10 protein-coding genes and 2 pseudogenes are annotated in these 12,189 nt (G+C 72.8%); 6 read left to right on the top strand and 6 right to left on the bottom strand.

Annotated features, from left to right (window positions below; all coding sequences use genetic code 11):
- Window positions 1-279: 279 nt before the first annotated feature.
- A complete protein-coding gene (locus EAO70_RS12730; protein ID WP_148003121.1) occupies window positions 280-834 on the bottom strand; it encodes a flavin reductase family protein in 555 nt (184 codons plus the stop codon).
- Between the two features lie 288 nt (window positions 835-1,122).
- Between EAO70_RS12730 and cdgB the strand changes: the two are divergent.
- Both cdgB and EAO70_RS12720 read left to right on the top strand, forming a co-directional pair.
- Window positions 1,123-2,909, top strand: a pseudogene (cdgB, locus tag EAO70_RS12725) (diguanylate cyclase CdgB).
- Window positions 2,910-3,004: 95 nt separating this feature from the next.
- Window positions 3,005-3,982 (top strand): CBM35 domain-containing protein, encoded by a 978-nt coding sequence (locus EAO70_RS12720; protein WP_148003120.1) that lies wholly within the window; start codon window positions 3,005-3,007, stop codon window positions 3,980-3,982.
- Between the two features lie 22 nt (window positions 3,983-4,004).
- On the opposite strand, the gene EAO70_RS12715 is transcribed toward EAO70_RS12720, so the two are convergent.
- The 3 genes from EAO70_RS12715 to EAO70_RS12705 form a co-directional block, all read right to left on the bottom strand.
- The gene (locus EAO70_RS12715) at window positions 4,005-4,931 is read right to left on the bottom strand and encodes a 1-phosphofructokinase family hexose kinase (protein WP_148003119.1); all 927 of its coding nucleotides are present in this window, start codon (window positions 4,929-4,931) and stop codon (window positions 4,005-4,007) included.
- 136 nt (window positions 4,932-5,067) lie between these two features.
- Window positions 5,068-6,210, bottom strand: a complete 1,143-nt coding sequence (gene nagA, locus EAO70_RS12710) for an N-acetylglucosamine-6-phosphate deacetylase (RefSeq protein WP_148003118.1) — start codon at window positions 6,208-6,210, stop codon at window positions 5,068-5,070.
- Window positions 6,210-7,169 carry an ROK family protein gene (locus tag EAO70_RS12705; protein WP_148003117.1) on the bottom strand — a complete coding sequence of 320 codons (960 nt, stop codon included), beginning with the start codon at window positions 7,167-7,169 and terminating at the stop codon, window positions 6,210-6,212. Before EAO70_RS12705 ends, nagA begins: the two co-directional genes overlap by 1 nt.
- Before the next feature lie 196 nt (window positions 7,170-7,365).
- Here EAO70_RS12705 and EAO70_RS12700 point away from each other — a divergent pair, with 196 nt between their 5' ends.
- From EAO70_RS12700 to otsB, 3 genes are all read left to right on the top strand, one after another.
- On the top strand, window positions 7,366-8,673 hold the full coding sequence (locus tag EAO70_RS12700; protein WP_148003116.1) for an ABC transporter substrate-binding protein: 1,308 nt from the start codon (window positions 7,366-7,368) through the stop codon (window positions 8,671-8,673).
- 71 nt (window positions 8,674-8,744) lie between these two features.
- Complete coding sequence (locus EAO70_RS12695) at window positions 8,745-9,008, top strand: DUF3263 domain-containing protein (RefSeq protein ID WP_148003115.1); 264 nt, start codon at window positions 8,745-8,747, stop codon at window positions 9,006-9,008.
- Window positions 9,009-9,282: 274 nt separating this feature from the next.
- Window positions 9,283-10,122, top strand: coding sequence for a trehalose-phosphatase (gene otsB, locus EAO70_RS12690; protein WP_148003114.1), 840 nt, complete (start codon window positions 9,283-9,285; stop codon window positions 10,120-10,122).
- 58 nt (window positions 10,123-10,180) lie between these two features.
- On the opposite strand, the gene EAO70_RS12685 is transcribed toward otsB, so the two are convergent.
- Both EAO70_RS12685 and EAO70_RS12680 read right to left on the bottom strand, forming a co-directional pair.
- Window positions 10,181-11,626, bottom strand: coding sequence for a trehalose-6-phosphate synthase (locus EAO70_RS12685; RefSeq protein WP_148003113.1), 1,446 nt, complete (start codon window positions 11,624-11,626; stop codon window positions 10,181-10,183).
- A gap of 102 nt (window positions 11,627-11,728) precedes the next feature.
- Entirely contained in the window at window positions 11,729-12,004 is a 276-nt protein-coding gene (locus EAO70_RS12680; RefSeq protein ID WP_148003112.1) for a hypothetical protein, read from the bottom strand.
- Here EAO70_RS12680 and EAO70_RS12675 point away from each other — a divergent pair.
- Window positions 11,973-12,173 (top strand): annotated as a pseudogene (locus tag EAO70_RS12675) (ROK family protein); the annotation flags it as partial. The gene EAO70_RS12680 and the pseudogene EAO70_RS12675 sit on opposite strands and share 32 nt — an antisense overlap.
- Window positions 12,174-12,189 lie beyond the last annotated feature (16 nt).

Below are 12,189 nucleotides of genomic sequence, written 5' to 3'. Positions count from 1 at the left end.
GGCTCCGACTCGGTCTCCATCGCTCGCTCTCCCCGAGACCTCGACAGCAACTCCAGGGTTCTCATCGGCTTCGTGGTGCACATTTACCGTTCGTACTGCACTGTCACTGCCACTGAATCACAGCGACCAGTATTTGCTGACCCTGTGTACCGGGTGCGCAGCGGCTCCGACTCGGTCTCCATCGCTCGCTCTCCCCGAGACCTCGACAGCAACTCCAGGGTTCTCATCGGCTTCGTGGTGCACATTTACCGTTCGTACTGCACTGTCACTGCCACTGAATCACAGCGACCAGTATTTGCTGACCCTGTGTACCGGGTGCGCGGCGGGCTCCGCGGCGACCGTCAGGACCCGGCCCACCACCAGCGTGTGGTCGCCGGCCACGACCCGGCTCTCCGTACGGCACTCCAGGGTGGCCAGCGCGCCGCCCATGAGCGGGGCGCCGCTCTCCCCGCCGCGCTCGTACGGCAGGTCGGCGAAGAGGAGCCGGTCGCTGACGCGGTTCTTCATGGCGAAGCGCCCGGCGATGTGCCGCTGGTCCTCGCCGAGGATCGACACCGCCCAGACCGGCACGTCGGTGAGGAGGTCGTCCATGCGGGAGCCGTTGCGCAGACTGACCAGGACCAGGGGCGGGTCGAGGGAGACCGACACGAAGGCGGTGGCGGTCATGCCGACGTCCTCGCCGCGCGGGCCGTCGTCGGGGTCGTGCGCGGTCACCAGGACCACGCCGGCCGCGAGGCGGGACATCGCCGCCCGGAAGTCGTCGTTGCTCACCCCCTCAGCATGAGGGATGGCCAGGTCGGACACGGGGGGCGAGGCGGGAGTCTTCTGCAGCACACTCGCACGCTAGTCCCGGCTGTTCGGGAACCGCATCGGGCCGGGGGACCAGGCCGCCACCCCCGCCGGTCCTAGGACCCTCCGGCCGGTCCCCGCGGAACCCGCCGCGCACCCGCCATGACCTGCTGTGACTTGAGTCACAGCGACCAGTATTTGCTGACCCTGTGTACCGGGTGCGCAGCTCGCTGTGATTCAGTGGCAGTGACAGTGCAGTACGAACGGTAAATGTGCACCACGAAGCCGATGAGAACCCTGGAGTTGCTGTCGAGGTCTCGGGGAGAGCGAGCGATGGAGACCGAGTCGGAGCCGTACGTCCGTCTCTCGACCCTGCGGCAGCTGCATCAGGTCGTGGCGGACCTCAACACTGCGCGCAGCCTGGCGGACACCCTGCAGACCGTCGCCGACGGTGTGGTCGCCGGTCTCAACTACGAGCTTGCCTGCGTCAACCTCGTACGCCCCGACGGTGACCTCGTCGTCGCCGCCTTCGCCGGAAGCTCCGCCGCCGAGGCCCTGATCACCGGCCGGGTCGGCTCCCGCGCCTCCTGGGACCGCCGCCTGTCCATGGGGAGCGCCTGGGGCGACCTGCGGTTCATACCGCACACCGAGGGCTGGGTGCTGATGGAGGACGACGTCCCCCAGTGGCACACCGACGGCCCCGCGCCCCGCTTCGAGGACGAGTGGCACCCGCACGACCGGTGAAGGACAGCGTCGCCCGCCTCGTCGAGGGCGGCTCCATCGCCGGCTCCACCCTCACCCTGGACCGCGCCTTCAAGCGCGCCGTCACCGTCGACCGCCCGCGCAACGGCCGGCACCCCGGCCCCTGGGGGCAGGAGGCGCTCCAGATGTACGCCTCCCAGTCGGCGATCGCCATCAGCAACGCCCGGCTCCGCTCCAACATGCAGCGCGCCCTCGTCCGCCTGGAGCGGGAGCAGCAGGCGCTCCGCGCCAGCGAGGAGTCCTTCCGGCAGGCCTTCGAGTACGCCCCCTCCGGGATGGCCATCGCCGAGATGGGCGGCGACCAGCACGGCCGGCTCCTGCGGACCAACGACGCCCTGTGCCGGCTGCTCGGCCGGCCCGCAGCCGCGATGCGGCGCTACTCCTTCGCCGACCTCGTCCACCCCGAGGACATAGGCACGCTGCTGCGGACCTCCGCCGAGGGCGGCCGGGCCGAGCTGCGGCTCGGGCGGCGCGACGGCACGTACGTGTGGGTGTCCCTCCGCAACTCGGTCGTCGCCGACGCGGCCGACGGCCCGCGCTTCCTCCTCACCCACGTCGAGGACATCGAGGAGCGGAAGCGGCACGAGCTCCAGCTGGCCCACCGCGCCTCGCACGACGCCCTCACCGGCCTCCCGAACAGCGCCGAGCTGCGCTCGCGGCTCTCCGCCCGGCTGTGCGAGCGCCCGGCGGCGCACGTGTCGGTCGACCAGGCCGCGGGGTACGGCGGGGGGTACGCGTCCGGGGTGTACGACTCGGTGCGGGACGGCGGCTACGAGCCGGACCGGGTGGCCGCCTACCCGGGGCACGACGCCGGTCAGGACCCCGGCGGACCCGGGCCCTACGAGTCCCCGTACGAGCACGAACACGAGCACGGCTTCGGCTTCGAGCCGGCGGGGGCCGGCCCGTACGACCACCATGTCCACATGGTGGCCCCCTCGGGGGGTGAGATGGACGACGGCACCAAGGGTCTCGCCGTCCTCTTCTGCGACCTCGACGGCTTCAAGTCGATCAACGACCGGTTCGGGCACCACACCGGTGACGCGGTCCTCATCGAGGTCGCCCGGCGCCTCACGACCGGTGTCCGGGACGGGGACACGGTCGCCCGGCTCGGCGGCGACGAGTTCGTCGTCCTGGCCGACGGGCTCGGCGCGGCCGACGCCGCCGACCTCGCCGTACGCCTCCGCAACGCGATCATCCCGCCCATCAGGGTGGACGGGCGGGCGGTCCGCGTGGGCGCGAGTTTCGGCATCGGCTGGGCCGAATGCGGGATGACCGTGGAAGAGGTCCTGAACTCCGCCGACCAGCGGATGTACGTGGAGAAACGCTCCCGCGCCAAGGTCCACCGGCGCGCCGGCTGAGGCTCCTGGCACGCCCGGGGCCGCTTCGGGGGCTCGTCCGTTCGGGGTAGGCTCGGCCGGTCGGCGACGGCTGGCGAGCATGGAGAGGAACCCGGATGGCTGCCGGTAACGACGGCGCGAACAAGCCCGAGAACGACGACCCGTTCGGCTACCTGTACGAGGACGGTCAGGCAGCCGGCGCCCAGCCCCCGCGTGGGGGCGGCTACGGCTACCCCGGCCCCGCCGCGCCCCAGCCCGGTGTGCCCCGTACCTCGTACAACCAGGTCAGAACGGTCGGCGAGCGCCAGTACGGCGGACAGCAGCACACGCAGCCCTACGTGCCGCCGCAGCAGCAGGGCTCCTACGGTCAGCCGCAGGCGCAGTACGCCGCCCCCGAGACGTACGGCGGCCCGCCGACCCGGCAGGGCCCCCCGCCGCAGCACCACCAGGGCGGCGGTTCCGGCCGCGGCCCCAACACCCGGGGCATCCTCATCGGCGCGGTCGCGGTCGTCGCGGTCGTCGTGGTGGGCATCGCGGCCGCGGTGATCACGAACGCGGGCAAGGACGACGACAAGGGCGACCAGGCGAACACGGGCGGCACGACCGCGACGGCGCCGGCGACCCCCTCCGACGAGCCCAGCGGCGACCCCACCCCGGACAAGACCCCGGAGGAACTGCCGAAGCAGGACGCGGCGACGCTGAAGCTGGGCGGCAGCGCGGGTCTCGCCACGGACGTCAAGGGCGCCGAGGGCTCGAACGGCACGTACGTCGTGGGCTTCAACCAGGTCGGCTCCTCCGTGACGTGGAAGGCGAAGATGCCGACGGAGGGGCCCTACTCCCTCACCGTGCGGTACGCGATCCCCGCGGTGGACGCCAACGCGACCCTGACGGTGAACGGCAAGCCGAACACCTCGCCGCTCGGTCTGAAGAACTTCATCCACTCCACGGACACGAACCTGGAGAAGAACTGGCAGACCACCTGGGCGCCGGTCAACCTCAAGAAGGGCGACAACGAGATCAAGATCTCGTGCGAGACGGGCAACCAGTGCGACGTGCTGCTCGACTGGCTCGAGGTGGGACCGCCGAAGCCCTAGCCGATCCGGGGCCGGCCGTGGGTCACGGGCGAACCGGTTCCTCGGTGACCTTCACGCGGGTCAGCAGTTCCTCGTAGGCCGGGCGGTCGAATTCGCCGGCCACCGGGGAGAGGACCGTCGCCGCCGAGAGGGCCACCGCTCGGGTCAGGCGGTCGGGCCAGGGGGTGCCGTCCACCAGGCCCGACAGGAGGCCGGCCACGGCCGAGTCGCCCGCGCCCGTCGGGTTGCCCTTCACCGAGACCGGCGGGGCCGCGCGCCACAGGCCCTCCGGGGTCGCGGCCAGGAGGCCCTCGGGGCCGAGCGAGGAGACGACCGCGCGGGCACCCCGGCCGCGGGCCTCGCGGGTCGCGCGCAGCGGGTCGCGGGCGCCGGTGAGCTGGGCGAGTTCGTCGGCGTTGGGCTTGACGAGGTCGGGGCGGGCGGCGATGCCGCGGCGCAGCGGTTCGCCGCTGGTGTCGAGGAGGACGGGGACGCCGGCCGTACGGGCGAGGCGGACGAGTTCCGCGTACGCCCCCACGTGGATGCCCGGCGGGAGGCTGCCGCAGAGCGCGACCGCCGCGGCGCCGTCCAGGAGCTCCGTGAATCGGGCGCGGAAGGCGGTCCACTCGGCCGCGCCGACTGTGGGGCCCGGTTCGTTGAGCTGGGTGGTGTCGCCGGTCGCGGTGTCGACGATCGCGACGGTCCGGCGAGTGGGGCCCTCGGTCTCGACGAGTGCGTCGCGGACCGGGGTCGCGGCCAGCTGCTCGCGGAGCACCGCGCCGGTGGCGCCGCCCGCGAAGCCGGTCGCGACGGTCTCGTGGCCGAGGGCGGCGAGGACGCGGGCGACGTTGAGCCCCTTGCCGCCGGGCCGCTCGATGACCTGGGTGACCCGGTGGGAAGCGTGCGGGGTGAGCGCGGGGACTCGGTAGGTCAGGTCGACCGCCGTGTTGAGGGTGACCGTGAGAATCACCTGACCGACCCCCGTACTCCGTCTGACGTCCTGCGGAACGTGCGCTCCGACGGGCACTGATCATGCCAAACGAAAGGCGGTTGGCCCAGACCCCCGGCCGACCGCCCTTCCGCGTGACTCCTGATCAGAGGCGTTCTCAGTGCTTCGGTTCGACGATCCACTCGCCCTTGCGCAAGACGCCCTTGAGGTCGAACGAGGCGTCCAGGACCACGAGGTCGGCGTCCTTGCCGGGCTCCAGGGAGCCGACGCGGTCGTACACGCCGAGCAGGTGGGCCGGGTTGGCCGAGATGGCCTGGACGACCGACTCGACGGGGAGGCCGTCGACGGTGACGGCGCGCTTGAAGGCGCGGTCCAGGGTGAGGGTGGAGCCGGCGATGGAGCCGCCCTCGACGAGGCGGGCGACGCTGTCCTTCACCTCGACCTCCAGCGGGCCGAGCATGTAGCGGCCGTCGCCGAAGCCGGCGGCGTCCATGGCGTCGGTGATGAGGGCGACGCGCTCGGGGCCCGCGTGGCGGAAGGCCAGTTCCAGGGCGGCGGGGTGGAGGTGGGTGCCGTCGTTGATGAGTTCGACGGTGATCCGCTCGTCCTCCAGGAGGGCGGCGATCGGACCGGGCGCGCGGTGGCCGAGGGCCGGCATCGCGTTGTAGAGGTGGGTGGCGACGGTGGCGCCGGCGTCGATGGCCTGCACGGTCTGCTCGTAGCTGGCGTCGGTGTGGCCGATGGCGGCGATCACGCCGTGCTCGGCGAGCAGCCGTACGGAGTCGAGGCCGCCGGGCAGCTCGGTGGCGAGGGTGACCATCTTGGCCTGGCCGCGGGCGGCGTCGATCAGCTTGCGGACCTCGGCCGGGTCGGGGTAGCGGAGCAGCGTCTCGTCGTGGGCGCCCTTGCGGCAGGGGGAGATGAAGGGGCCCTCGAAGTGGAGGCCGGCGAGTTCGCCCTGCTCGGCGAGTTCGGAGAGGAGCCCGGCCCGCTGGGTGAGGAAGTCCATCTCGCCGGTGACGAAGGAGGCGACGACGGTGGTCGTGCCGTGCAGCCGGTGGGTGTGGACGCCCTTGAGGACCTCGTCGACGCTGCCGGAGGTGAAGGACGCGCCGCCGCCGCCGTGGTTGTGCATGTCGACGAAGCCGGGGACGAGCCAGTGCCCGGTCAGGTCGATGGCCGGGGTGTCCTGCGCCGCGCTTCCGACGATGCGGTCGCCCTCGACGATCACACGTCCGTTCTCGACGATTCCGGTGGGCAGCACGACGTGTGCGCCGGCGAGAACCTTGTGATCGGCCATCAGGCGGAAACCTCCGAGTCGGTGGGGCGCTGGGGGGTCTGGTGGGCGAGCAGGTCCCAGGCGAGGAGGCCCGCGCCCAGGCATCCGGCGGTGTCCCCGAGGGCCGCCGGGACGATGGCGGGCAGCTTCTGGAACGTGACTCGCTCCTCCACCGCGGCCCGAAGTGGTGTGAACAAGGTTTCCCCGGCCTCGGCGAGACCGCCACCGATGATGAGCGTGCGGGGGTCCAGCAGGGTGAGGGCGGTCACCAGGCCGTCCGCGAGGGCGTCGACGGCGTCCTGCCAGACGCGGAGGGCGGCGGCGTCGCCGGACTCGACGGCCTTGGCGCAGTCGGCCGCGTCGGCCTTCGGGTCGCCGCTCGCCTCGGCCCAGGCCTGGGAGACGGCGGAGGCGGAGGCGTACCGCTCCAGGCAGCCGCGCTGGCCGCAGCCGCAGACGGTGCCGCCGGGGCGGACGACGATGTGGCCGATCTCGCCGGCGTAGCCGTGGGCGCCGGCCTCGATGCGGTCGCCGATGCCGATGGCGCCGGCGATGCCGGTGCCGAGCGGGACGAAGAGGAAGCGGTCGGCGCCGTTGCCCGCGCCGATCCGGCCTTCGGCGAGTCCGCCGGTGCGGACGTCGTGGCCGAGGGCGACCGGGATGCCGTCGAGCCGCGCGCTGAGGAGTTCGCGCATGGGAACGTCGCGCCAGCCGAGGTTGGCGGCGTAGACGGCGATGCCGTTCTCCGCGTCGACGATGCCGGGGACGGCGACGCCGGCGGCCGCCGCGGGCTCGCCGTACCGCTCCTGGCCGAGCGCGCGGAGCTCCGCGGCGAAGCCGAGGATCGTCTCGACGACGGCCTCGGGGCCGCGATCCCGCCCGGTGGCGCGGCGGGCCTCGTGGAGCAGGGTGCCGTCCGCCCCGACGAGGGCGGCCTTCATGCCGGTGCCGCCCACATCCAGGGCGATGACGTGTCTCACGGGTGACAGTTTGGCCCTCGGGGACCCAAAAGGTCTAGTCCACTGCCGAGGATTGTTGCGTACGGATACAAATTCGAGTCCCGTCATGGGGCCCATCGTCCCGGCGGTGTTGCGGAAGTGATACCCGAGTGGTGTAGACCTCATACCCGCGCACGCGAGAGACTTACGGCCCTGCGCAGAGCAAACGTGCGGCTCGATGCAGCTCAACGACGAGCAAAAGGTGGATGAAGCCGTGGAGCGGCGACGATTCCTTGGACTGACCGCGGCCGTCGCCGCACTCGGACTGACCGCCACGGTCTCCGGCTGTGGCTCCCTCGGAGGCGACTCCGGCGACGTGACCCTCAGACTGGTCGCCGCCGACTACGACCTCAACGGCGGAGACAGCACCAAGAAGTACTGGTCCGGCCTCGTGTCGGCCTTCGAGGCCGAGCACCCCGGCATCAAGGTCGAGGTGCAGGTCGAGTCCTGGGACGACGTCGACCGCAAGGTCGCCGAGATGGTCAAGGCCGGCAAGGCCCCCGACGTCGCGCAGATCGGCGCGTACGCCGACTACGCCGCCGCCGACCAGCTCTACGCCGCCGACGAGCTGCTCTCCATACCCGTCCAGTCCAACTTCCTCGCACCGCTCGTCGACGCCGGGGAGCACAAGCGGGTCCAGTACGGGCTGCCGTTCGTCGCCTCCACCCGGCCGCTGTTCTACAACAAGGCCCTCTTCGACAAGGCCGGCGCCAAGGCCCCCACCACCTGGGACGAGCTCGCCGAGGCCGCCGGGAAGCTGAAGGACGACGGTGTCCGCACCCCCTTCGCGCTGCCCCTCGGCCCCGAGGAGGCCCAGGCCGAGGCCCTGATGTGGATGCTCAGCGGCGGCGGTGGCTGGGTCGACGGCACCGACCACTACGCGGTCGACTCCGACGCCAACATCAAGACCTTCGACTGGCTCAAGAACGAGCTGGTCGGCAAGGGCCTCACCGGTCCGGTCGCCCCCGGCAAGCTCAACCGCAAGGCCGCCTTCGCCGCCTTCGCGAACGGCGAGGTCGGCATGCTCAACGGCCACCCCTCGCTCCTCAAGGAGGCCGCCAAGAAGGGCGTCGAGGTGGGGCAGGTGCCGCTCCCGGGCGCCGAGGGCCCGGCCGACAGCGCGATGGGCGTCGCCGACTGGATCATGGGCTTCAAGCAGAACGGTCACCGCAAGGAGATCGGCGACTTCCTCAACTTCGTCTTCACCGACGAGAACGTCCTGAAGTTCGCCGGCGACAACGACCTCCTGCCGGTCACCGTCACCGCCTCCACCCGCATGGAGACCGAGCCCGAGCACGCCAACCTGCGCGTCTTCCTCAAGACGCTCCCGGAGAGCCAGCTCCCGCCGGTCGGCAAGACGTCCTGGGCCCAGGTCAGCGAGAACGTCAAGCAGAACATCGGCAAGGCGGTCACCCCCGCCGGGGCCCCCGCCGACGTCCTCGGCTCGATCGGCCGGGCGGCGACGGCGGCGGAGAACGCGGAGTAGGCACGGCCGGGGTGCGGGAACCCGCTCGGGCGGCCGCCGTGCCGGGGAGCGTCGGGTAATAGGTTGGTCGCATGACCGAGGAGCGGGAAGCGGCGGACGGCGGCGACGAGGGCGGGCTCGGTGAGCGCGCGCGGGCCGTCCTCGCCGTGGAGCGCCGCTCCTGGCCCGGTCCCGGCGCCAAGGAGCGCGCGGTCCGCGAGACCCTGGGCCTCTCCCCGACCCGCTACTACCAGCTGCTCAACGCCCTCCTGGACGACCCCCGGGCCCTCGCCCACGACCCGGTGACGGTGAACCGGCTGCGACGGGTGCGGGAGGAGCAGCGGAAGCGGAGATAGCGGGCCGTGGGCGCGTACGGGTCGGGCACGGGCGGTCCCGTACGGCGCTGGAGGCGCTCCCGTACGGTGCTGGAGGCGCTCCCGTACGGTGCTGGAGGCGCTCCCGTACGGTCCGTACGCCGTCGGAACCGGCCCCGTACGGCCTCGGAGCCGGCCCGTACGCCGTCGGAACCGGCCCCCCGTACGTCCTCGAAGGCGGCCCGTACGCCGTCGGAGTCCGTACCGTCTCGTTCCCGCCCCTGACGTGGGCCGCGCGGCTGGGTAGGGTCGGGGCATGGTCAGCCTCCCGCACCCGGCCACGTCCGCAGGCCGCGACGGTCTGGCGGCGCTGCTCGCGCGGCCCGCGAAGGCCGTCGTCGCCCTCGACTTCGACGGCACGCTCGCCGAGATCGTCCCCGACCCCGAACGGGCCCGGGCCCACCCGGGCGCCGTCGAGGCGCTCGCCGCCCTCGCCCCCGAGGTCGCCTCCGTCGCCGTCGTGACCGGCCGCCCCGCCGGGGTCGCCGTCCGGTACGGCGGCTTCGCCGGCGTCCCCGGCCTGGAACACCTTGTCGTCCTCGGCCACTACGGCGCCGAACGCTGGGACGCCGTGACCGGCACGGTCCGGGCGGCGGCCCCGCATCCCGGCGTCGCCTCCGTCCGGGCCGAGCTCCCCGGCTTCCTCGACCGGGCCGGCGCGTGGCCGGGCGTCTGGATCGAGGAGAAGGGCCGTGCGGTCGCGGTCCACACCCGCCGCGCACTCGACCCGGAAGGCGCCTTCGAGGCGCTCAAGGGGCCGCTGGGCGACCTCGCCACCCATCACGGCCTGGTCCTGGAGCCCGGCCGCATGGTCCTGGAGCTGCGGCCCCCGGGCATGGACAAGGGCGTGGCGCTCGCGGAGTACCTGCGGGAGGTGGACGCCGGGTCCGTGCTCTACGCGGGCGACGACCTGGGCGACCTGCCGGCCTTCGCCGCCGTGGAGAAACTCCGCTCGGACGGCACCCCCGGCCTCCTCGTGTGCAGCGGCTCGACGGAGGTCCAGGAACTGACCGACCGAGCAGACCTGTCCGTACCCGGCCCGCAGGGCGTCGTGGAGTTCCTGGGAGCGCTGGCGGAGGCGGTACGGGGGGCCTGACCGTCGCGGTCCACTCCGCCACCGCCGACAGGGCGCGGTGGCGGAGGAGATCGGGTCCCTAGCGTTCTTCCCGCAGTGCGTCCAGCTGGTCCAGGAACCAGCGTTGGGGGGGTAGGGCCGTGGCCGCTGCCGCCAGGCGCTTCGTGCGGGCTGTGCGTTCTTCCTGGGGCATCGACAGGGCCGTGTGGAGGGCCTCGGCCGTTTCCGAGACGTCGTACGGGTTCACCGTGAGCGCGTCCTGCCGCAGTTCCCGGTAGGCGCCGGCGCCCGTCGACAGGACCAGGGCGCAGCCCGCCTCCGACACCACCGGTATCTCCTTCGCCACCAGGTTCATGCCGTCGCGCACCGGGTTCACCAGGGCGACGTCCGCGAGCCGGTACGCGGCCAGGGAGCGGACGAAGTCGTCCTCCACGGAGACGATCACCGGCCGCCAGTCGTCCGTGCCGAACTCCGCGTTGACCTCCTCCGCCAGTTCCGTCACCGAGGCCGTGTACGCGCGGTACGACTCCAGGTCCTGCCGGGACGGGTACGCGGAGGCCAGGTGCACCACCCGGCCCCGCCACTCCGGGCGGGTCGTGAGCAGCTCCCGGTAGGCGAGGAGGCCGCGCAGGATGTTCTTCGACAGCTCCGTGCGGTCCACCCGGACGATGGTCCGGCGGTCGCCCACCTCGGCCCGGAGCCGGGCGAGGGCCTCGTCCACCACCGGCCGGTGGGCCAGCGCCCGCAGCTCGTCCCCGTCGACGCCCAGCGGATGGGCGCGGACCCGGGTCCGGCCCTTCCCGACGTCGTTCCGGCGCCACCTGACCCCGTGCCAGGGGTCTCCGCTCGGCCACACGCCCTGCGCCGTACCCGTCGAGTCGTCGAGCGCCGAGCAGCACTCGATGAACGCCGACGCCCATTCCCAGGTGTGGAAGCCGAGTTCGTCCGCGCCGAGCATGCCCCACAGGAGCTCCGCCGCGATGTCGTCCGGCACCATCCGCAGATACGCGGACGACACCCACGGGGTGTGGGTGAAGTGGCTGATCAGCAGGTCCGGGCGCAGCTCGCGGAGCATGCCGGGCACCAGCGCCAGGTGGTAGTCCTGGACCAGCACCGCGGCGCCCTCGTCCGCCTCCGCGGCCAGCGCCTCGGCGAACGCGCGGTTGTACGCGCGGTACGACTCCCAGCGGCGCCGGAACGCCGCGTCGAAGACCGGCTCGCGCGGGATGTCGTACAGGTGGTGGTGCAGGAACCACAGCACCGAGTTCGCGATGCCGTTGTAGGCGTCGGAGTACACCTCGGGGTCGATGTCCAGCATCCGGACGCCCGGCTCGCCGATCCCGCGCCGGACCGCCTCCCGGTCGCCCTCCCCCAGGGCGGCGCAGACCCAGAGACTGTCCTGCGAGGAGACGGCGCTCAGCCCGGAGACCAGGCCGCCCCCGCCCCTGCGGGCGTCGAGCTCTCCGCCCTCGCCCCGCACGTACGAGACGGGTCCTCGGTTCGATGCCACGAGCACAGATGCCATGGGGCGAACCTAGCCCGTCCCGTAAACGCTCAAACGTACGTATACGAGACGGGGTGATCCGGCCACGGAGGGTGGCCGGACCTCCGGGCCCAGCCTCCGGGCCTAGCCTTCGCGCCGGCCGCGCATCGCCGCCTTCGCCACCGCGCCCGTCGCGGCGAGGGCGAGGGCCAGTGCGCCCAGCAGCCACAGCCGCTCGCCGTTGCCGCCGGTCTCCGCCATCGTGCCCTCGGTGCCCTGGGGCCCCGGGCCCGCGGCCGGGTCCGCGAAGTCCGGCTCGTCGATCGCCGCGACGGCGGGGGCGGCCGGGGCGGTCGGGGCGGCCGGAGTGGCCGGAGTGGTCGGAGTGGGCTCGTCCGAGGTCGGGGAAACCTTGTTCACACCACTTCGGGCCGCGGTGGAGGAGCGAGTCACGTTCCAGAAGCTGCCCGCCATCGTCCCGGCGGCCCTCGGGGACACCGCCGGATGCCTGGGCGCGGGCCTCCTCGCCTGGGACCTGCTCGCCCACCAGACCCCCCAGCGCCCCACCGACTCGGAGGTTTCCGCCTGATGGCCGATCACAAGGT

It is taken from the genome of Streptomyces sp. adm13(2018) (genome assembly GCF_008042145.1).
Classification (GTDB): Bacteria; Actinomycetota; Actinomycetes; order Streptomycetales; family Streptomycetaceae; genus Streptomyces.
The sequence above is the reverse complement of the archived record's forward strand: the minus strand, read 5'-3'. Positions and strand labels throughout refer to the sequence as shown.

Coding starts and splice junctions, on each gene's coding strand:
- EAO70_RS12720 (WP_148003120.1), top strand. CDS start 3,005: ATGGCTGCCGGTAACGACGGCGCGAACAAGCCCGAGAACGACGACCCG.
- nagA (WP_148003118.1), bottom strand. CDS start 6,210: ATGGCCGATCACAAGGTTCTCGCCGGCGCACACGTCGTGCTGCCCACC.
- EAO70_RS12700 (WP_148003116.1), top strand. CDS start 7,366: ATGCAGCTCAACGACGAGCAAAAGGTGGATGAAGCCGTGGAGCGGCGA.
- EAO70_RS12695 (WP_148003115.1), top strand. CDS start 8,745: ATGACCGAGGAGCGGGAAGCGGCGGACGGCGGCGACGAGGGCGGGCTC.
- otsB (WP_148003114.1), top strand. CDS start 9,283: ATGGTCAGCCTCCCGCACCCGGCCACGTCCGCAGGCCGCGACGGTCTG.
- EAO70_RS12685 (WP_148003113.1), bottom strand. CDS start 11,626: ATGGCATCTGTGCTCGTGGCATCGAACCGAGGACCCGTCTCGTACGTG.